The 18,546-nt window shown below is 59.3% G+C and carries 18 protein-coding genes; 17 read left to right on the top strand and 1 reads right to left on the bottom strand.

The features are described 5' to 3' along the window. Positions 1-228 precede the first annotated feature (228 nt). The 17 genes from CCGE525_RS30145 to CCGE525_RS30065 all read left to right on the top strand — a co-directional run bounded on the left by CCGE525_RS30145 (position 229) and on the right by CCGE525_RS30065 (position 17,636). Positions 229-825, top strand: a complete 597-nt coding sequence (locus CCGE525_RS30145; RefSeq protein WP_120707886.1) for a L,D-transpeptidase — start codon at positions 229-231, stop codon at positions 823-825. 181 nt (positions 826-1,006) lie between these two features. Further along, positions 1,007-1,126, top strand: coding sequence for an ABC transporter (locus tag CCGE525_RS39215; RefSeq protein WP_120707885.1), 120 nt, complete (start codon positions 1,007-1,009; stop codon positions 1,124-1,126). Between the two features lie 143 nt (positions 1,127-1,269). Further along, entirely contained in the window at positions 1,270-1,848 is a 579-nt protein-coding gene (locus CCGE525_RS30135; protein ID WP_120707884.1) for a hypothetical protein, read from the top strand. Between the two features lie 139 nt (positions 1,849-1,987). Then, positions 1,988-2,581, top strand: a complete 594-nt coding sequence (locus CCGE525_RS30130; RefSeq protein WP_245472337.1) for a protein-S-isoprenylcysteine O-methyltransferase — start codon at positions 1,988-1,990, stop codon at positions 2,579-2,581. Between the two features lie 10 nt (positions 2,582-2,591). Further along, on the top strand, positions 2,592-3,383 hold the full coding sequence (locus tag CCGE525_RS30125) for a hypothetical protein (protein WP_120707883.1): 792 nt from the start codon (positions 2,592-2,594) through the stop codon (positions 3,381-3,383). After that, positions 3,380-4,255 carry an SDR family NAD(P)-dependent oxidoreductase gene (locus CCGE525_RS30120; RefSeq protein WP_120707882.1) on the top strand — a complete coding sequence of 292 codons (876 nt, stop codon included), beginning with the start codon at positions 3,380-3,382 and terminating at the stop codon, positions 4,253-4,255. The genes CCGE525_RS30125 and CCGE525_RS30120 overlap by 4 nt, the downstream gene beginning before the upstream one ends. 640 nt (positions 4,256-4,895) lie before the next feature. Continuing rightward, the gene (gene kdpF / locus CCGE525_RS30115; protein WP_034509905.1) at positions 4,896-4,985 is read left to right on the top strand and encodes a K(+)-transporting ATPase subunit F; all 90 of its coding nucleotides are present in this window, start codon (positions 4,896-4,898) and stop codon (positions 4,983-4,985) included. Between the two features lie 32 nt (positions 4,986-5,017). Continuing rightward, the gene (gene kdpA / locus CCGE525_RS30110) at positions 5,018-6,721 is read left to right on the top strand and encodes a potassium-transporting ATPase subunit KdpA (protein ID WP_120707881.1); all 1,704 of its coding nucleotides are present in this window, start codon (positions 5,018-5,020) and stop codon (positions 6,719-6,721) included. 221 nt (positions 6,722-6,942) lie between these two features. Then, entirely contained in the window at positions 6,943-9,033 is a 2,091-nt protein-coding gene (kdpB, locus tag CCGE525_RS30105; protein WP_120707880.1) for a potassium-transporting ATPase subunit KdpB, read from the top strand. A gap of 12 nt (positions 9,034-9,045) precedes the next feature. Then, positions 9,046-9,651 carry a K(+)-transporting ATPase subunit C gene (locus tag CCGE525_RS30100; RefSeq protein ID WP_120707879.1) on the top strand — a complete coding sequence of 202 codons (606 nt, stop codon included), beginning with the start codon at positions 9,046-9,048 and terminating at the stop codon, positions 9,649-9,651. Between the two features lie 60 nt (positions 9,652-9,711). Continuing rightward, the gene (locus CCGE525_RS30095; protein WP_120707878.1) at positions 9,712-12,423 is read left to right on the top strand and encodes a sensor histidine kinase; all 2,712 of its coding nucleotides are present in this window, start codon (positions 9,712-9,714) and stop codon (positions 12,421-12,423) included. Continuing rightward, entirely contained in the window at positions 12,420-13,112 is a 693-nt protein-coding gene (locus CCGE525_RS30090; RefSeq protein ID WP_120707877.1) for a response regulator transcription factor, read from the top strand. Before CCGE525_RS30095 ends, CCGE525_RS30090 begins: the two co-directional genes overlap by 4 nt. Before the next feature lie 98 nt (positions 13,113-13,210). Next, complete coding sequence (locus CCGE525_RS30085) at positions 13,211-13,666, top strand: PTS sugar transporter subunit IIA (protein WP_120707876.1); 456 nt, start codon at positions 13,211-13,213, stop codon at positions 13,664-13,666. Positions 13,667-13,823: 157 nt separating this feature from the next. After that, on the top strand, positions 13,824-14,852 hold the full coding sequence (locus tag CCGE525_RS30080) for a sulfate ABC transporter substrate-binding protein (protein WP_120707875.1): 1,029 nt from the start codon (positions 13,824-13,826) through the stop codon (positions 14,850-14,852). 6 nt (positions 14,853-14,858) lie between these two features. After that, the gene (gene cysT, locus CCGE525_RS30075) at positions 14,859-15,716 is read left to right on the top strand and encodes a sulfate ABC transporter permease subunit CysT (RefSeq protein ID WP_120707874.1); all 858 of its coding nucleotides are present in this window, start codon (positions 14,859-14,861) and stop codon (positions 15,714-15,716) included. Further along, positions 15,706-16,578 carry a sulfate ABC transporter permease subunit CysW gene (gene cysW, locus CCGE525_RS30070; RefSeq protein ID WP_120707873.1) on the top strand — a complete coding sequence of 291 codons (873 nt, stop codon included), beginning with the start codon at positions 15,706-15,708 and terminating at the stop codon, positions 16,576-16,578. Before cysT ends, cysW begins: the two co-directional genes overlap by 11 nt. Positions 16,579-16,589: 11 nt before the next feature. Continuing rightward, entirely contained in the window at positions 16,590-17,636 is a 1,047-nt protein-coding gene (locus tag CCGE525_RS30065; RefSeq protein ID WP_120707872.1) for a sulfate/molybdate ABC transporter ATP-binding protein, read from the top strand. Positions 17,637-17,687: 51 nt separating this feature from the next. Here CCGE525_RS30065 and CCGE525_RS30060 read toward each other — a convergent pair whose 3' ends face one another. Next, positions 17,688-18,485, bottom strand: coding sequence for an NAD-dependent epimerase/dehydratase family protein (locus CCGE525_RS30060; RefSeq protein WP_120707871.1), 798 nt, complete (start codon positions 18,483-18,485; stop codon positions 17,688-17,690). Positions 18,486-18,546 lie beyond the last annotated feature (61 nt).

The following is an 18,546-nucleotide window of genomic DNA, read 5'->3' as shown; positions in this document are numbered from 1 at the left end:
ATATTTGCCTCGCCCGGAGCCGTGTCTAACTTCCCCACCTCCCCCGATCCAACTGCACAATAGAGCCCCGCATCGGACCCAAGCTGCTCACTCAGCATCATAACAGATACGGCTCTCGCTTTTCGATGTTTCTCAAACTCAATCAGAATCAGCTAATGTGCGATAGCTTTGGAAGCGCGGCGATGTTAAAGACGAGCGCAGGGCTGATCTATTACTGGGCAGGTGGAAATGGACGAAAGCCGCGTTACGCGCCGGGGGCTGGTGCTCGGTAGTTTGAGTTTGATGATTTCTGGATGCGTGTCGGGGTCGGAGGATGGGCCGCCGCTTGGGTATAACGTCTTTGGAAGGGATCCGGATGAAAATCCCAACCTTCGGCGGCAAGAAGTCGCTTACGAGGGAGGCGAGCCGCCGGGAACGATTGTCGTCAATACGTCGGAGCGCTATCTCTACTTTGTCGAGCAAGATGGCCGGGCAACGCGCTATGGTGTCGCCGTTGGCGAGGAGGGGTTGAGCTTCAAAGGGGAAGCCACCATCGGACGTAAAGCGGAGTGGCCATCGTGGAAGCCCACCGATGACATGATGCAACGTAAGCCTCGTCTACTGCAGTATGCGGACGGTGTGCCGGGCGGACCGCTCAATCCCCTGGGCGCGGCCGCCCTTTACCTCTATCAGGACGGACATGATACCATGTTCCGGTTGCATGGCACCAACGCCCCCTGGTCGATAGGGCATGCGGTGTCGAACGGATGCATCCGTCTGACAAACTCAAATATCGTCGATCTCTATAGCCGTGCCCCGGTTGGGACACGGGTCGTGGTCATCTGATCGGGTGTTCGCTCATCGGATCCGACAGTTTGACCATGGGCAACTTATGCACGTTCGAAAATGCGCAGATAATCCGTCAAAGTGTGTTTTTTCTGCACTAGGCTAATATGTTAGTTGTGACTACTATTTGATTCGTTGCCTGCGATAAGTAATGCAATCCTAAGGAGAGAGGACTTCTTTGATGAGCAAAATTCTAATCGTACTCATCTCTTGCTTGGCAGTTGCCAATCTCAGCGCTTGCGCAGGGGTTGGTAAAGGAAAGGGCAAGGCACCGCCGCCGGCAGCGGCAGTCTACAAGTAAGCTTAGCATTCTATAGAGGGGGGGTCGGATCAGACCCCCCTCTGTAACCCCGCCAAATGATCCTGCCTGCAATCACAATGGCGAAGAGTTGATCGCTTACTTCGAGCCCGGTGCTTGTTCTGGCTGGTTAATGGAGTGCGCCGATGATGCGTGGAATGGGTGGCCTTTCGCTTGCAATCCTGTTGGCGTTGGCGACAGCATCGTGCCAGACTGAAGATAAAAGTCCCCAGCCCCGGTTTACTTCCAACCGCCATGGCCCGGTAACAACCTCCGCTCAAAACAAATCCGGGCACTTTATCGAATTTCGTTCGCGCTATGCGCTGACCTACGGGCATACCTACGTGGTTTTTGGCCGTGCCGACGAGAATGGAAGGATGATCGATCCTGAAGTCGCGGGCCTTGCGCCGGCCTCGCCGGATCCTGGGCCTTACGTCATAGGCCATTTCGTGCCAGTGCCAGCCACGACCGGAGCGACCGACGGTGACCTGGAAGAACAGTACAGGTCGGCCAGTTGGCGCGTCATGCTTAGTGACGCCGAATACGCGGATGTTGTTGCGTTCATACGCAAGCAGCAAGCCAGTTCCCATCTGTGGCAAGCAACGGTCGACAATTGCAATAATTGGGTGGGGAACATTGCGCGACACATGGGATATAAGGTCCCAGGTATCTGGCTGAGGCCGCAACAGTTCATCACGGAACTCCGAGAGATGAATACGGCTTGAAGTGTTGTCGCACGGAGTCTGCGAGCCGCTCTGGTACTATTCTATTCTTCCGCTAAATTGTCGATGGAATTGAGGAGCGGGCGTGGTCATCGCCAACGCGACGATGATCGCGAATCGCAGAAAGGCTTTGGTGAACAACTTGATCGTATCGGCAGCCGGGGCCGGCGAAATCATCTGGGTGCTTGGGGTCGTCGCCTGGTACGTTATTCGATATCCTTTCGCGCGTCGCGCTAAGCGCTTGCGGGTCGTCCAAGATCAACGCTCAAACATCGAGACCATCGGGCTTGCCGCGGCTCTTCTGGGCCTTGCGGTTGTGCCCGGAATTTACGTCGCCACGGGCATTCCGCGGATGGCCGACCATCCTGCCCATGTATGGGCCGTCGGCGTCGGGACGATCTTATACGTCGCGGCGATGTGGGTTTTCCGCAGGACCCATAAGGAACTCGGCAAGAACTGGTCGATAACGCTGGAGATTCGCGAACAGCACCAACTGGTTTGCAGCGGCCCATACGCCCTCATCCGCCACCCAATGTACACCTCTTTCCTGCTCATGGCGCTTGGACAAGCTTTTTTGCTGTCGAACTGGGTGGTGGGGCTGGCTGGTTTGTTGGGCTTTGCCATCCTTTATTTCCTGCGGGTGGACAAAGAAGAGCGTATGATGCTGGAATATTTCGGCCCCGAGTACCGCGCCTATATGGATCGGACGAAGCGAATTATCCCCTATCTCTATTAGAGGTGGCACCATGCGAGGGCGAACAATCAAGTTATCAGCATCGCGACGTCTTGTCGGCGATTTGATGAGATTCTCGATCGGGGTGCCGCGGGTCGCGGTGCAGCGGCAGATGAATCTTGGCCCATTGCTGGAGGCCAGGACGATGCAGACGCAGCCAACGAGGCCGTCCTGGACCGTCCTTTTCCTGAAGGGATACGCGCTTCTCGCACGCGAGATTCCGGAACTGCGGCGCGCTTATGTCAAGTTGCCTAGACCGCAGCTTTACGAATACCCGGAAAGCGTGGCTTCAATTGCCCACGAGCGCGAACATGAGGGCGAACGGGTCGTATTGCTCAGCCTCATAAAGCGCCCGGAGACGAGATCCATCATCGAACTCGAGGCGCTCAGCATAGCCGCTCGGTCACTTCCAGTCCTTGAGATAAAGGGATTCCGGCGAATGCTGAAGTTTGCACGTCTGCCGGCGCCCCTTAGATGGCTGATGATGTGGCTTGGGCTGAACATTGGCAGGCAGCGGCCGCGGTTTTTTGGCACTTTCCAACTGTCGGTCTATTCGGGCCTCGGAGCAGAGTCCCTCAATCCGCTAACGCCCTTGACGACGCTGCTGAACTACGGCCCGATCAGCAAGGACGGGACGGTAACCGTGCGCATCCACTACGATCATAGAGTGATGGACGGGGCCAATGTGGCGCGAGCTCTGGAGCGGTTCGAGAAAATATTGAACGACGACGTTGCCTCTGAAGTGAAAAGCCTTGCTCAAAGCGAAGTCGTGCCCAACGCGGCCGCCTTGGGAACCGCGACATGAGCCTTCAGGAAGAGGCCCGCTTTGCGGTCGTGGTCGTCGGTGCTTCGCGTGGTATCGGGAGGGCAATGGCCAAAGTCGTTGCCCGCGAAAAGGCTGTTGTCGTCCTTGTTGCGCGGTCATCGGATGGTCTGGCGGCTGCCGCGGCTGATGTGCGGAAGGCCGGTGGCGAGGCGTACACACTGGAGTTGGATATTGTTGCATCCGATGCATCGACGCGTCTGCGCGATTTCTTGACCGCAAACGGTTTGGTCTGTGATGTCCTCATCAATAGTGCCGGATATGGTTTGCGCGGCGCGGCGACGATCCTTCCTATCGGGGATCAGCTTGGGATCGTCGACCTCAATATACGCGCCCTCACCGATCTGACCCTTTGCTTTTTGCCGGAAATGGCGGCGCGGCGGCGCGGCGGCGTAATCAATCTCGGCTCCATAGCCGGGTTCCTTCCGGGACCGAATATGGCGTTGTATTATGCCAGCAAAAGCTTCGTGCGTTCCTTTTCGGAAGCGCTTCATCAGGAGCTGCGCGCCACCGGCGTGACGGTTACATGTGTCGCTCCAGGGCCGGTGTCCACGGAATTTCTCGAAAAATCTGGAGCTAGCCGGGCGGCGTTATTCAAGATTCTGCCCAAGCTGGATTCGGCTTATGTGGCCGAACGCGCCTGGCGCGGGTTCAAATCCGGACGCCGTCTGGTCGTGCCGGGTATCTCGGCCAAGCTGGTCGCCTTTACGGCGAGGTTGCTGCCTTCGGCAGTTCTGCTGCCATTGGTCGGCCGATTGCAACGTCGCAGCGGCGATCCATGTCCTTGTGGATCGGGCAAGAAGTTCAATGAATGCTGCGGCGCCCGCCGCCGCCAGAGCGCCGGAAGTCGCTGACGGGCTTTACGCCTGGTCGTTGCGCGAGTTCTGAAGTTAGCCACGAGCCCAACCTTCGGCGCAGTCCACATCCTGCCGTTGCTGCCGGCTTTCCTGCAGAGTCGCCGCTTGATCCGGCCGTACCGGATGCCCTTCCCTATATAGAAAGCAGTGCTCTCGTCCGCGTCCTGCTCTCTTGGCATGCGGATGCTGGTCCGATTTCGCATTATGCCAATCGCACACGTCGGTCTGCCAAGACACGCGCTTTCGTTGAATTCATCAGAGAAAATAGTCGAAAGCCAGGATGGCGGAGCGGTTCGCCGGTAGCCTTAGCCCTATGTCCCGTTAGGGTTTCGTTCCAGCCGCACAGGTCGGCATTTATAAGATTTTTATATCTTTCCCCATCCCGTCGTCTCGAACCTTAATGCTGTTCGGCCGCATATTAATGCAAGAGATATCGGCAAGGTAATCTCCACGTCGGAAAGAAACAAAAGGCGCCTTCTTCGAAGGTGCCTGCAGCCTATTTCGGCATTTAACAAGAACAAATCAAGGATTCACGATCGATGATGGACATTCTTCTTATCGGGATCGGTGCTTTATTTTTCGTCCTGTGCATCGCTTACACCAAAGCCTGCGACAGCCTTTAATCGGAGAGACACCAATGCTCCTGGATTACATTCTCGGTGGCGGCGTGACCCTCTTTCTCACCGCTTACCTGATTTACGCTCTCATTCGCCCTGAGCGCTTTTAGTTCCATAGCGCCGGGTAGGGAAAGTTACCCCCATGACCTTCAATGGATGGCTTCAGATTCTGATTTATATCGGAATCCTCCTTCTGCTCGTCAAACCGCTCGGCGGTTATATGACGCGTGTCTTCACTGGCGAGCGCACAATGCTCTCTTACGTCCTCGGTCCGCTGGAACGGGGCCTTTATCGCATTGCGGGAACGAATGAGCGTGAGGAGCAGCACTGGACGACCTATTCGATCTCCATGCTGCTGTTCAGCCTCGCTGGCTTCATCGTTCTTTACGCGCTGCAGCGCCTGCAGGGCAGCCTGCCGTACAATCCGGCCGGTATGACCGCAGTCGGGCCGGAATTGTCCTTCAACACGGCAACCAGTTTCGTGACCAATACCAATTGGCAGAACTACGGCGGCGAAAGCACGATGTCCTATCTCGTCCAGATGGCCGGGCTGACCGTGCAGAACTTTGTTTCCGCGGCAACCGGCATTGCCATCGGCATAGCGTTGATCCGCGCATTTGCCCGCGCCTCGGGCAAGGCGATCGGCAACTTCTGGGTCGATATGATCCGCGCGACGCTCTATGTCCTGCTGCCGATCTGCATCGTTTTGACGTTGGCCTTCGTCTATCTCGGTGTGCCGCAGACGCTTGGCCCCTATGTTGACGCGACGACACTCGAAGGCGCGCAACAGACGATAGCTGTCGGCCCGGTTGCCTCACAGCTTGCCATCAAGATGCTCGGCACGAACGGCGGCGGCTTCTTCAACGCCAACTCCTCACATCCCTTCGAAAACCCCGATGCAATCTCCAACCTCCTGCAGATGCTGGCGATCTTCGCCATCGGCGCAGCACTGACCAACGTCTTCGGCCGCATGGTCGGCAGCCAGCGTCAAGGTTGGGCAATTCTGGCCGCTATGGGAGTGCTCTTCATCGCCGGCGTGGTCGTCACCTATTGGGCAGAAGCCGCAGGCAATCCGCTGGTCCATGCGCTCGGCATCCAGGGCGGCAACATGGAAGGCAAGGAAGTCCGTCTCGGCATCGCTGCCTCCTCGCTGTTTGCCGTTATCACCACCGCAGCTTCCTGCGGCGCGATCAACGGTGCGCTCGACAGCTTCACGGCGCTCGGCGGCCTGATCCCGCTCATCAACCTGCAACTCGGCGAAGTCATCATCGGCGGCGTCGGCGCCGGTTTCTATGGCATCCTGATGTTCGTCATCATCGCCATCTTCGTCGCCGGTCTGATGGTCGGCCGTACGCCGGAATATCTCGGCAAGAAGATCGAGGCCAAGGAAGTCAAGATGGCGATGCTCGCCGTCCTTTGCCTGCCCTTTGGCATGTTGATCTTTACCGCGATCGCCTCCGTACTGCCCGCGGCCGTTGCGTCCATCGGCAACCCCGGTCCGCACGGCTTCTCGGAAATCCTTTATGCCTACAGCTCGGCGGCGGCGAACAACGGTTCGGCCTTCGGCGGCCTCTCCGGCAACACGCCCTGGTACAACATCACCCTCGGCATCGTCATGCTGATCGGCCGCTTCCTGGTCATCGTTCCGGCACTCGCCATTGCTGGCTCGCTGATCTCCAAGAAGACCGTTCCAGCCTCGGCCGGTACCTTCCCGACGGATGGTGCGCTGTTCGTCGGCCTGCTGGTCGGCACGATCCTGATTGTCGGAGGGCTGACGTTCTTCCCGGCACTCGCTCTCGGTCCGATCGTCGAACATCTGTCGATGATTGCCGGCCAGGCTTTCTAAGGAATGACTGTGATGTCGCAGCCGATATTCATCAGGCTTCGAAAGCTCATTGATCCACGCCCCTTTGACAGGGGGCGTGGCCCGGCCCGGATGGCCTGCGCTTCCAATGTCATCCTGGTTGCGATGGTCACACTGTTCCTCGGCCTAGCCGTCCTCAGATTTTTACTGGGCTGATCGGGCAATCCCGATCCGCCGTTTCCCTCTTCACGCTGGAGTCTCTTATGAGCCAGTCAAAATCCGCGAGTATTTTGGATTCTCGCATCCTCATTCCGGCCGTGGGCGGTGCTTTCACAAAGCTGAACCCGCGGACCCTTGCCAAAAACCCCGTCATGTTCGTGGTGGCCGTCGTCTCGACGCTGACCACCGTCCTCTTCCTGCGCGATCTATTGACTGGCGGCGGTAATCTCGGTTTCTCCCTCCAGATCAACATCTGGCTCTGGTTCACCGTGCTGTTTGCCAATTTCGCCGAAGCCGTCGCCGAGGGCCGCGGCAAGGCGCAGGCCGAATCGCTGCGCAAGAGCCGTACCGAAACCCAGGCGAAACTTCTGACCGGTAACAGCCGGACCGACTACAAGATGGTGCCCGGCACCAGCCTGAAGGTCGGTGATGTCGTGTTGGTCGAAGCCGGCGACATCATCCCCTCCGATGGCGAAGTCATCGAGGGCGTCGCCTCGGTCAACGAAGCGGCCATCACCGGTGAATCCGCCCCGGTCATCCGCGAATCCGGCGGCGACCGCTCCGCCGTCACCGGCGGCACGCAGGTGCTGTCCGACGAGATCCGTGTCCGCATAACTGCCGCCGCCGGCTCGACCTTCATCGACCGCATGATCGCGCTGGTCGAAGGCGCCGAACGGCAGAAGACGCCGAACGAAATCGCGCTCAATATCCTGCTTGCCGGTATGACGCTGATCTTCGTCCTGGCCACGGTGACGATCCCGAGCTTTGCCGCCTATGCCGGCGGTTCAATCTCCACGGTCGTTCTCGTTGCCCTGTTCGTGACCTTGATTCCGACCACGATCGGCGCGCTGCTCTCGGCTATCGGCATTGCGGGCATGGACCGTCTCGTACGCTTCAACGTGCTCGCCATGTCCGGCCGCGCCGTCGAAGCTGCCGGCGACGTCGATACCCTGCTGCTCGACAAGACCGGCACGATTACCCTCGGCAACCGTCAGGCCACCTCTTTCCGCCCTGTCAAAGGCGTAACGGAGCAGGATCTGGCTGATGCGGCACAGCTCGCTTCGCTTGCAGACGAGACGCCTGAAGGACGCTCGATCGTGGTGCTCGCCAAGGAAAAATATGCGATCCGCGGCCGTGACATGACCAGCCTGAAGGCCACATTCGTGCCCTTCACCGCCCAGACCCGCATGAGCGGCGTCGATCTCGAAGGCTCCTCGATCCGCAAGGGTGCGGTGGACGCGGTCCTGGCCTATGTCAACGGAGCGGCTGCAGCAGCCTCTGGCGCCGGTGCCACCGTAATGGCGCGAACCAACAGCGAGACGATCCGCGATCTGCAGGCAATAGCAGACGAAGTCTCCAAAGCCGGCGGCACGCCGCTTGCGGTTGCTCGTGACGGTCGCCTGCTTGGCGTCATTCAGCTCAAGGACATCGTCAAGGGTGGCATCCGCGAGCGCTTTGCCGAACTGCGCCGCATGGGCATCCGCACTGTGATGATCACCGGTGACAACCCGCTCACAGCAGCAGCCATTGCCGCCGAAGCCGGCGTCGACGACTTCCTTGCCCAGGCGACCCCGGAAATGAAGCTGGCGTTGATGCGCGAGGAGCAGTCGAAGGGCAAGCTCGTCGCCATGTGCGGCGACGGCACCAACGACGCGCCGGCACTTGCGCAGGCCGATGTCGGCGTCGCCATGAACACCGGCACCGTTGCCGCTCGCGAAGCTGGCAACATGGTCGACCTCGACAGCGACCCGACGAAGCTCATCGAGATCGTGGAAATCGGCAAGCAATTGCTGATGACCCGCGGCGCGCTGACCACCTTCTCGATCGCCAACGACATCGCCAAGTATTTCGCCATCATTCCCGCGATGTTCATTGCCTTCTATCCGCAACTGAAGATGCTGAACGTCATGGGGTTGGCAACACCGCAAAGCGCCATTCTCTCGGCGATCATCTTCAATGCGCTCATCATCGTCGCACTGATCCCGCTGTCGCTGAAGGGTGTCCGCTATCGCCCGATCGGCGCGGGCGCGCTGCTCAGCCGCAACCTGCTGATCTACGGCCTCGGCGGCATCATCGTTCCCTTCATCGGCATCAAGGCCATCGACCTGGTGATCACCGCCGTCGGCCTCGCCTAAGGAGTTTCTCTCATGTTGAAACAAATCAGACCTGCAATCGTCATGATCGTCGCTACGACCGTTCTGACCGGCCTTGTCTACCCTCTGGCCATGACGGGTGCCGCCCAGGCACTCTTTCCCCGCCAGGCCAACGGCAGCCTGGTGGAGAAGGACGGCAAGGTGATCGGGTCCACCTTGATCGGCCAGAATTTTACGAGCGACAGGTATTTCCACGGCCGCCCGTCGGCAACGACAGGCGCAGACCCGAACGATCCGACCAAATCGGTATCAGTACCTTATAATGCCGCCAACTCCGGCGCATCCAATCTGGGTCCGACCAATTCGAGCCTCATCACCCGCATCAAGGGCGATGCCGCAACCCTGCAGGCGCAGAACCCGAATGTGCCGGTTCCGATCGACATGCTCACTACCTCGGGCAGCGGTCTCGACCCTGACATCACGCCGGACAATGCCTATTTCCAGGTGCCGCGTGTGGCCAAGGCCCGCAACATGGACGAAGCCAAAGTCCGCTCGCTTGTCGATGCAGCCGTTGAGCCGCGCGAACTTGGTGTTCTCGGCGAACCGGTCGTCAACGTGCTGGCATTGAACCAGGCGCTTGATGCTTCTATGACTCAATAAGACCAAAAGGTTGAGGCGGCGGTGGCCGCCTCAATCACGCCCGTCAGGAAAGAGCAATTAATGCCAGACGATAGCCGCGACACGCTGAGCAGGCCTTCCCCCGACGCGCTTCTGGAAAAGGCTCGGCGGGAAACGCGTGGCCGCCTGAAGATTTTTCTGGGCGCTGCGCCGGGCGTCGGCAAGACCTATGAAATGCTGATCTCTGGCAAAGCCAAAATTGCCGACGGCGTCGATGTCGTCGTCGGGGTGGTCGAAACCCATGGCCGTCGGGAGACGCAGGCTTTGCTCGAAGGCTTCGAGATCATTCCCCGCGTCCAGATCGACTATAAGGGTCGCGCGCTGGACGAAATGGACCTCGATGCGATCCTGAAGCGCCGGCCCGGCCTGGTGCTGGTCGATGAGCTCGCCCACACCAATGCGCAGGGCAGCCGTCATCCGAAGCGCTATCTGGATGTCATGGAGCTGCTAGACCGCGGTATCGACGTCTATACGACGCTGAATATCCAGCATGTCGAAAGCTTGAACGATGTCGTCTCGCAAATTACCCGCGTGCGTGTGCGCGAAACGGTACCGGATTCGATCATCGACATGGCCGACGATGTCGAGATCATCGATCTGACCCCCGACGACCTGATCAAGCGCCTGCATGACGGCAAGGTCTATGTGTCAAGGACGGCCGAACGGGCGCTGACCAACTATTTCACCCCCGGCAATCTGACGGCACTGCGCGAGCTGGCGTTGAGGCGCACGGCGCAGCGGGTCGACGACCAGCTTCTGACCCATATGCAGGCGCATGCGATCCCGGGCCCGTGGGCGGCAGGCGAGCGCGTACTGGTCTCCATCGATCATCATCCACGCTCGGCTTTGTTGGTGCGCTACGCCGCTCGCATGGCCTCGCGCCTGCGCGCGCCTTGGGCGGCCGTCTATGTCGAGACCAACCGATCCATCAATCTGACCGAGGCGCAGCGCGACACCATTGCGGCGACTCTGCGACTTGCCGAACAGCTCGGCGGCGAAGCCATTACCATTCCCGGCCGTGAGGTCGCCGAAGAGCTGCTTCGCCATTCGGCCAGCAACAATGTCACTCACATCGTCATTGGCTCGCCGAAGATCGGCACATGGCGGGACTGGTCGAAGCGCTCGGTTTCCTACGAATTGATCCGCAAGGCCGGCGACATCAGCGTACATGTCATTTCCGGCAATGACACGGAGGACACGACGGCGAATCGTGGGGTCAGAGCGGCGCCCTCGCCCGCCCCGTTTCAGTTGCGCGGCTATATCCTGGCGACGCTCTACGTCGCTGTCGCCCTCGGTTTCTGCGTAATCCTTGACCAGGTTCTCGATGTTCGCAACCTGGCGCTGGTGTTCCTTATGGCGGTGCTGGCTTCGGCCGTGACGCAAGGCTTGCGACCGGCCCTCTATTCCTGCCTTCTCAGTGCACTAGCCTTCAACTTCTTCTTCCTGCCGCCCCGCTATACGCTGACGATCAGCGATCCGGAAAGCGTGCTTGCCTTCTTCTTCTTTCTTGGTGTCGCCGTCATTGCCAGCAATCTCACCGCAACGGTGCAACGGCAGGCCGCCGCCGCGCGCCAGCGGGCGCGAACGACGGAGGATCTTTATCTTTTCTCGAAGAAGCTTGCCGGCACCGGCACGCTCGATGACGTACTCTGGGCGACAGCCTTCCAGATTGCTTCGATGTTGAAGGTGCGTGTGGTGCTGCTGCTGCCCGAGAATGGCACTATTGCCGTCAAAGCGGGCTATCCGCCCGATGACACGCTCGACGATGCCGATATCGCAGCCGCGCGCTGGGCTTGGGAGCACAATCATGCTGCCGGCCGTGGGGCCGATACGCTGCCGGGAGCCAAGCGTCTTTATGTGCCGCTGCGCACCGGCCGTACGGCCGTTGGCGTTATCGGCCTCGATAGCGACCGTCGCGAAGGGCCGCTACTGACGCCGGAACAGCAGCGCCTGCTCGATGCTTTGGCCGATCAGGCGGCCCTTGCCATCGAGCGCGTACTATTGGTTGCCGACGTCGACCGAGCGAAGTTGGCCGTCGAAGCCGATCGGCTGCGCTCCGCCTTGCTGACCTCTATCTCGCACGATCTCAAGACACCGCTCGCCGCCATCCTCGGTGCCGCCGGCACTTTGCGGGATTATCTGGAAACCCTGCCGCATGAAGATCGCGTCGATCTACTGTCGACCGTGGTCGATGAATCCGAACGGCTGAATCGCTTTATCGCTAATCTGCTCGACATGACCAAGATCGAGTCTGGCGCGATGGAGCCGAATTACGCCCTGCATTATGGTGGCGATATCGTCGGCAGTGCGCTTCGGCGCGGGGCAAAAATCCTCGCCCGGCATCACGTCGAGGTGCAGATTCCGGTCGATCTGCCGATGGTGCGGGTCGATCCCGTCCTCTTCGAGCAGGTGTTGTTCAATCTGCTCGACAATGCCGCCAAATATGCGCCGGATGACTCTACCATTCGTTTGGAGGCCTGGGCCGATGTCGACAACATCGTTTTCCGCGTCATGGATGAAGGCCCGGGCATTCCGCCCGCCGATCTCGAACGAGTCTTCGATACTTTCTATCGCGTCCGCAAGGGCGATCAGGTGCGGGCCGGCACCGGCCTTGGCCTCTCCATCAGCCGTGGTTTCATCGAGGCCATGGCCGGCACAATCACCGCAGGCAACCGGACCGATCGTCAAGGCGCGGTCTTCACCATCCGCCTGCCGAAACCAACAGATCTACCTAAGCTGGATGAATTGAAATGACCACGACCGCCGTCAAGATACTCGTTGTCGATGACGAGCCGCCGATCCGCAAATTGCTGCGCGTCGGCTTGAGTGCCCAAGGCTACGCCGTCAATGAAGCCCAGAGCGCCGCCGCGGCGCGGATTTCCGTGCAGGAAGATCAGCCCGATCTGATCGTGCTCGATCTCGGCCTACCCGACAAGCCTGGCCATGACCTCCTGCAGGAATGGCGCGAAGACGGGTTGCAGATGCCGGTCGTCATTCTTTCGAGCCGAACCGATGAGGCCGGCATCGTCAAGGCACTGGAAACCGGTGCCGACGATTACGTTACCAAGCCCTTCGGTATGAACGAATTGGCGGCGCGCATTCGCGTGGCGCTTCGCCACCGTCTGCAGCAGCAGGGCGAAAAAGCGATCTTCCAGACCGGCGGCCTTTCGATCGATCTCGTCAAGCGCATAGTCAAGGTCGACGGCAAGGAAGTGAAGCTTTCACCGAAGGAATACGACATCCTGCGGGTGCTGGCGCAGCATGCCGGTAAGGTACTGACGCATCAGTTCCTGTTGAAGCAGGTCTGGGGTCCGGCGGCGGATGTGCAGTATCTGCGCGTCTACGTCCGACAACTCCGGCAGAAGGTCGAACAGATTCCGGATCAACCGCAATACATCACCACGGAGACCGGCGTCGGCTATCGCCTGCGCGAGCCGGACTGAAGCCCCGAACCCATGATTTGCACGATCGCCGTCCTTATCGAGAGGCCGGCGACGCAGAGCCCTGCCAAAACTACCGATGTCCGAGCGTGAGAGTGACCATGGACCTTTCCACCATCATCCTGCCCGAGCACGTCTTCGTCGGCCTCTCTGCGCCGACCAAGTGGCGCGCCTTGCAGCTTTTGTCGTCGAAAGCGGCTCATTGCCTCGGCCTCGACGAAAGCTTGGTTCTGCGGGCGCTGGAAGCGCGGGAGAAGCTTGGGACGACCGGAATCGGCAACGGCATCGCCGTTCCGCACGCGGCGATCATCGGGATGACGAGACCGCGTGGGCTGATGGTTCGCTTCAGCCATCCGGTCGATTTCGAGGCGATCGACGACGTTCCAACCGATCTGGCCTTCGTGCTGCTGTTTGCTGAAAATGGCCGCAGCGAATATCTTAACGTGCTTGCGGCCATCGCCAGACGGCTTAGAATGGAAGGCGTGTTGACCGCCATGCGTCAGGCAAAAAGTGCCGACGAACTCTATTCCGTTTTCATGACCGACTCGATCTGCTGATGCGGTGTCGGCGGACGGTGGCCGAAGCGCGAGAATGAGATTTCACTTTCCTTGATTCTATGGGATGCCGTTCTATGTAATTGCGGCAGTCGGGAACAATCTTCGTTACTTTATACGACCAAGTTGATAGGGTTTAGGGACAACGAAGGAGGTCACCATGCAGACGATAAAGCTTTCGAGGCTTCTCGCCGCCGCAGTTCTGATTGGCAGTTTTTCGCTTACAGCGGTGGCGCCGACATGGGCCGCGAATAAGACGCTTCTCAACGTTTCCTACGATCCGACGCGCGAATTGTACAAGGATTTCAACGAAGCCTTTGCCGCGAAGTGGAAGAAGGATACCGGTGAAAGCATCAACATCAAGGCCTCGCATGGCGGCTCCGGCGCCCAGGCGCGCTCGGTCATCGATGGCCTTGACGCCGATGTTGTGACGCTGGCACTGGAAGGCGACATCGACGCCATTGCCAAGGCGACGAAAAAAATTCCGGCCGACTGGAAGACCAAGTTCCCAAACAATAGCGTTCCCTACACGTCGACCATCGTCTTCCTCGTGCGCAAGGGCAATCCGAAGGGCATCAAGGATTGGTCGGATCTGGTCAAGGGCGACGTTCAGGTAGTCACGCCGAACCCAAAGACGTCAGGCGGCGCTCGCTGGAACATCCTGGCAGCCTGGGCCTGGGCTAAGCAGGCCAATGGCGGCGACGACGCCAAGGCGCAGGAATACGTCACGCAGTTGCTGAAGCATGTGCCGGTGCTCGATACCGGTGCCCGCGGCGCGACCACGACCTTTGTCCAGCGCGGTCTCGGCGACGTTCTGCTCGCCTGGGAGAACGAGGCTTATCTTTCTCTCGAAGAACTCGGCCCCGATAAGTTCGAGATCGTGACGCCTTCTGTTTCGATCCGCGCTGACCCGCCGGTTGCGGTCGTCGAAGCCAATGCCGACGCCAAGGGCACCCGCAAGGTTGCCGAAGCCTATCTGAACTATCTCTATTCCGATGAGGGTCAGAAGATCGCGGCCAAGCACTACTATCGACCGATCAAGCCAGAAGTGGCCGACCCCAAGGATATTGCTCGGTTCCCGAGTTTGAAGCTGGCAACGATTGACGATTTCGGCGGATGGTCCCAAGCTCAGCCGAAGTTCTTCGATGATGGTGGCATCTTCGATCAGATGTACAAGCCGGGACAATAACTCTGTATGCATGCGATAATCCGCAAACGGTGGCGGTTTAGGCAGCCGAGTGTCATTCCGGGCTTCGGATTGGCGCTCGGCGTTACCTTGACTTGGCTCATCCTGATCGTTCTCATCCCGCTCTCGGGATTGCTGTGGAAGAGCAGCTCTCTCGGCTGGTCCAAGTTTTGGGCCATTGCGCTCGATATTCGCACGCTTTACGCACTCCGCATGAGCTTCGGCGGCGCATTCATTGCCGCCATCGTCAATGCGGTGTTCGGGCTGATCCTTGCCTGGGTGCTGGTGCGCTACCGCTTCCCCGGCAAACGCATCATCGACGCCATGGTCGACCTGCCCTTCGCCTTGCCGACCGCCGTCGCCGGCATTGCGCTGACGACGCTCTACGCCCCTAATGGCTGGATCGGTCAGTTTCTTGCGCCGCTCGGCATCACGATCGCTTTCACGCCGGCCGGTATCATCATCGCGTTGATCTTCGTCGGCCTGCCCTTCGTCGTGCGCACGGCGCAGCCGGTCATGGAAGAGATTGACCGCGAAGTGGAAGAAGCAGCTGCGACGCTCGGAGCAAACCGCTTCCAGACGATCACCCGCGTCTTGTTGCCGGGCCTGGCTCCGGCCGCCCTGACCGGCTTCGCTCTGGCTTTCGCGCGTGCGGCTGGCGAATACGGCTCGGTGATCTTCATCGCCGGTAACAAGCCCTATATCTCCGAAATCGCGCCATTGCTCATTGTCATCCGACTTGAGGAATACAACTACGCAGCGGCGACGGCGATTGCGACCATGATGCTGGTCATCTCGTTCGTCATGCTCTTGGTCATCAACCTCACGCAATCCTGGAGCAGAAAGAGGTACGGCTATGGCGCATGAGTCCGTTTCCTCATCCGACACGGTTCATTCCGTGATTACCGAGAGCAAGCTCGCGCGCTGGACCTTCGTCGTCATCTCGCTCGCCTTCTTGGCGTTGATGGTGCTGATGCCGCTTGCCGCCGTCTTTGTCGAAGCGTTCCGCAAGGGTGCCGAGGAGTTCCTCAACGCCTTGGTGGATGACGAGACCTTTGCCGCCATCCGGCTGACGTTGATCGTTGCCGGCATCAGCGTGCCGATGAACCTCGTCTGTGGTATTGCCGCGGCCTGGGCGATCGCCAAATTCGAGTTCAAGGGCAAGGCGTTCCTGACGACTCTGATCGATTTGCCGTTTTCCGTGTCGCCGGTGATATCTGGCCTGGTCTTCGTGCTCCTGTTCAGCTCGAACAGCGTTCTGGGGCCGTGGTTGCAGAGTCATGGCATCCGGATCCTGTTCGCGGTTCCCGGTCTGGTGCTTGCGACGATGTTCGTCACCTTCCCCTTCGTTGCCCGCGAATTGATCCCGCTGATGCAGGAGCAGGGAAATGCGGACGAGGAAGCGGCACTGTCGCTCGGGGCCAATGGCTGGCAGACCTTCTGGCATGTGACCTTGCCGAACATCAAATGGGGCCTGCTTTACGGCGTTCTCCTTTGCAACGCCCGCGCCATGGGCGAGTTCGGCGCAGTGTCCGTCGTCTCCGGCCATATTCGCGGTGAAACCAACACCATGCCGTTGCAGGTCGAGATTCTCTATAATGAATATAATTTTTCGGGAGCTTTCGCGGTTGCCACGCTTCTCGCCCTGCTCGCCCTTGTGACACTCATACTGAAGACGCTGCTGGAAATGCGCTATAGCGAAGAAATCGCAGCCAGCCGGCGTCACTGAAGGAATTGTTAATGGAAGTTCGCGTTCAAAACCTGCGCAAGGAATTCGGCCGCTTTCCGGCGTTGAATGATGTTTCCCTGGATATCCGCTCTAGTGAACTTATCGCGCTCCTCGGCCCTTCCGGCTCAGGTAAGACGACGCTGCTGCGCTTGATCGCCGGGTTAGAAACTCCGACCGAGGGGCAGATTTTCTTCGGTGACGAAGATGCATCGAAGAAGACGGTGCAGCAGCGCAACATCGGCTTCGTGTTTCAGCATTATGCGTTGTTCCGCCATATGACGGTGCTGGATAATATCGCCTTTGGCCTGAAGGTGCGCTCTCCATCGCGCCGCCCTTCCCGCACCGAAATTCATCGTCGCGCCGTTGAACTGCTGGAGTTGGTGCAGCTCAACGGCCTCGAGAAGCGCTATCCGGCGCAGCTGTCCGGCGGCCAGCGGCAGCGTGTGGCGCTTGCGCGCGCCATGGCGGTCGAGCCTAACGTGCTGCTTCTGGACGAACCCTTCGGAGCACTCGACGCACAGGTGCGCAAGGATTTGCGCAAGTGGCTGCGCGAAATTCACGACCGCACCGGCCACACCACCGTTTTTGTCACCCACGATCAGGAAGAGGCACTGGAACTGGCTGACCGTGTCGTCGTGCTCAATAAGGGCGCAATAGAGCAGATCGGGACGCCGGACGAAATCTACGACACACCTAATTCGCCCTTCGTCTACGGTTTCATCGGACAATCCAACCGCGTGAAGGTGCGCATTTCCAGCGGCGAAATCTGGTTCGAGGATCGACCCCTCGGGCTAAGCACACCGCACGAACGCGACGGCGGAGCCTATCTCTATTTTCGCCCGCATGATATCGAGCTTCGCGACGGCGACGGCGGTTGCATCGCCGGACTGTTGACCGCCACCCGCCGCGTTGCAGGCACTCGCCATATCGAAATGAATATCGGCGCCAATCATGAGCAAATCGAAATCGAGCTGCCGCCGGACAAAGCCGGCGCGCTTGACCGCAATCGCATCGCTTTCAGGCCGACGCGCTGGAGATTGTTCCGAAACGGCGACTGAGATATTGCGAGCGGATCGCCGTCCCGGCTTCGTTGCTTACTCCGCTTAACCTCAGTCTTCCGGATGGCCGGCTGCGGCAAAGCCACCGCCTTGATAGATGACGGCTGGGTCATTCGGGTCTTCCGGCAAAGCGTTCGCCAGCACTTGCGCGCGCCAGGGCGAAGAGCTGTCCTGCGGCTTCCAACCAAGGAAGGCGGCGTTGCGGTTGTCCCACCATTGCTCGTCATTGTCCGAGGCGCCGTAGACGATCGTATGTCCGAGCCGAGGGGTCTCGAAGGCGCGGTCGCAAAGCGTCAGCAGATCGCGGGCGCTGAGCCATGTCGCCAGCATGCGCGGATTGCGCGGCTCAGGGAAGCACGAGCCGATGCGCACTGACAATGTCTCCTGACCGAACTTATCGAAATAAAGGCTCGCCAAGGCTTCGCCGTAAACCTTCGAGACCCCGTAGAGCGAATCCGGACGTGTCGGCACGGTGTTGTCGATGCGCTCGTCGCGGCGATAGTAGCCGATCGTGTGGTTGGAGCTGGCAAAGATAATACGCGGCTTGCCGGCGGCACGGGTAGCTTCGTAGAGATTGTATAGGCCGACGATATTGCCCTGCAGGATCAGATCGAAGGGCTTTTCCAGGGAAATCCCGCCAAGATGGATAATGCCGTCGACGCCTTTGACCAGTGCTTCGACGCCGCCGCGGTCAGCGAGATCGCAGGCAACGAAGCGTTCGTTCGGGCGCAGATCGTCGATCGGGGCAATATCCGAGAGTACGACGGTCTCGGCGATCTGCGAAAGAAGTGGCCTCAGTGCCTGGCCAACGCCGCCGGCAGCACCCGTCATCAATAGAGTTTTCAGCATGGTTTTCTCCCATATCGGTATCATCGGGGCAGAACTTATAATATAGGCTTCCACTCGTCAT

The sequence above is a fragment of the Rhizobium jaguaris genome (genome assembly GCF_003627755.1).
GTDB lineage: Bacteria > Pseudomonadota > Alphaproteobacteria > Rhizobiales > Rhizobiaceae > Rhizobium > Rhizobium jaguaris.
The sequence above is the reverse complement of the archived record's forward strand: the minus strand, read 5'-3'. Positions and strand labels throughout refer to the sequence as shown.

Coding starts and splice junctions, on each gene's coding strand:
- CCGE525_RS30060 (WP_120707871.1), bottom strand. CDS start 18,485: ATGCTGAAAACTCTATTGATGACGGGTGCTGCCGGCGGCGTTGGCCAG.
- CCGE525_RS30085 (WP_120707876.1), top strand. CDS start 13,211: ATGGACCTTTCCACCATCATCCTGCCCGAGCACGTCTTCGTCGGCCTC.
- CCGE525_RS30120 (WP_120707882.1), top strand. CDS start 3,380: ATGAGCCTTCAGGAAGAGGCCCGCTTTGCGGTCGTGGTCGTCGGTGCT.
- CCGE525_RS30090 (WP_120707877.1), top strand. CDS start 12,420: ATGACCACGACCGCCGTCAAGATACTCGTTGTCGATGACGAGCCGCCG.
- CCGE525_RS30095 (WP_120707878.1), top strand. CDS start 9,712: ATGCCAGACGATAGCCGCGACACGCTGAGCAGGCCTTCCCCCGACGCG.
- CCGE525_RS30145 (WP_120707886.1), top strand. CDS start 229: ATGGACGAAAGCCGCGTTACGCGCCGGGGGCTGGTGCTCGGTAGTTTG.
- CCGE525_RS39215 (WP_120707885.1), top strand. CDS start 1,007: ATGAGCAAAATTCTAATCGTACTCATCTCTTGCTTGGCAGTTGCCAAT.
- CCGE525_RS30125 (WP_120707883.1), top strand. CDS start 2,592: ATGCGAGGGCGAACAATCAAGTTATCAGCATCGCGACGTCTTGTCGGC.
- cysW (WP_120707873.1), top strand. CDS start 15,706: ATGGCGCATGAGTCCGTTTCCTCATCCGACACGGTTCATTCCGTGATT.
- cysT (WP_120707874.1), top strand. CDS start 14,859: ATGCATGCGATAATCCGCAAACGGTGGCGGTTTAGGCAGCCGAGTGTC.
- kdpF (WP_034509905.1), top strand. CDS start 4,896: ATGCTCCTGGATTACATTCTCGGTGGCGGCGTGACCCTCTTTCTCACC.
- CCGE525_RS30100 (WP_120707879.1), top strand. CDS start 9,046: ATGTTGAAACAAATCAGACCTGCAATCGTCATGATCGTCGCTACGACC.
- kdpB (WP_120707880.1), top strand. CDS start 6,943: ATGAGCCAGTCAAAATCCGCGAGTATTTTGGATTCTCGCATCCTCATT.
- CCGE525_RS30065 (WP_120707872.1), top strand. CDS start 16,590: ATGGAAGTTCGCGTTCAAAACCTGCGCAAGGAATTCGGCCGCTTTCCG.
- CCGE525_RS30135 (WP_120707884.1), top strand. CDS start 1,270: ATGATGCGTGGAATGGGTGGCCTTTCGCTTGCAATCCTGTTGGCGTTG.
- CCGE525_RS30080 (WP_120707875.1), top strand. CDS start 13,824: ATGCAGACGATAAAGCTTTCGAGGCTTCTCGCCGCCGCAGTTCTGATT.
- kdpA (WP_120707881.1), top strand. CDS start 5,018: ATGACCTTCAATGGATGGCTTCAGATTCTGATTTATATCGGAATCCTC.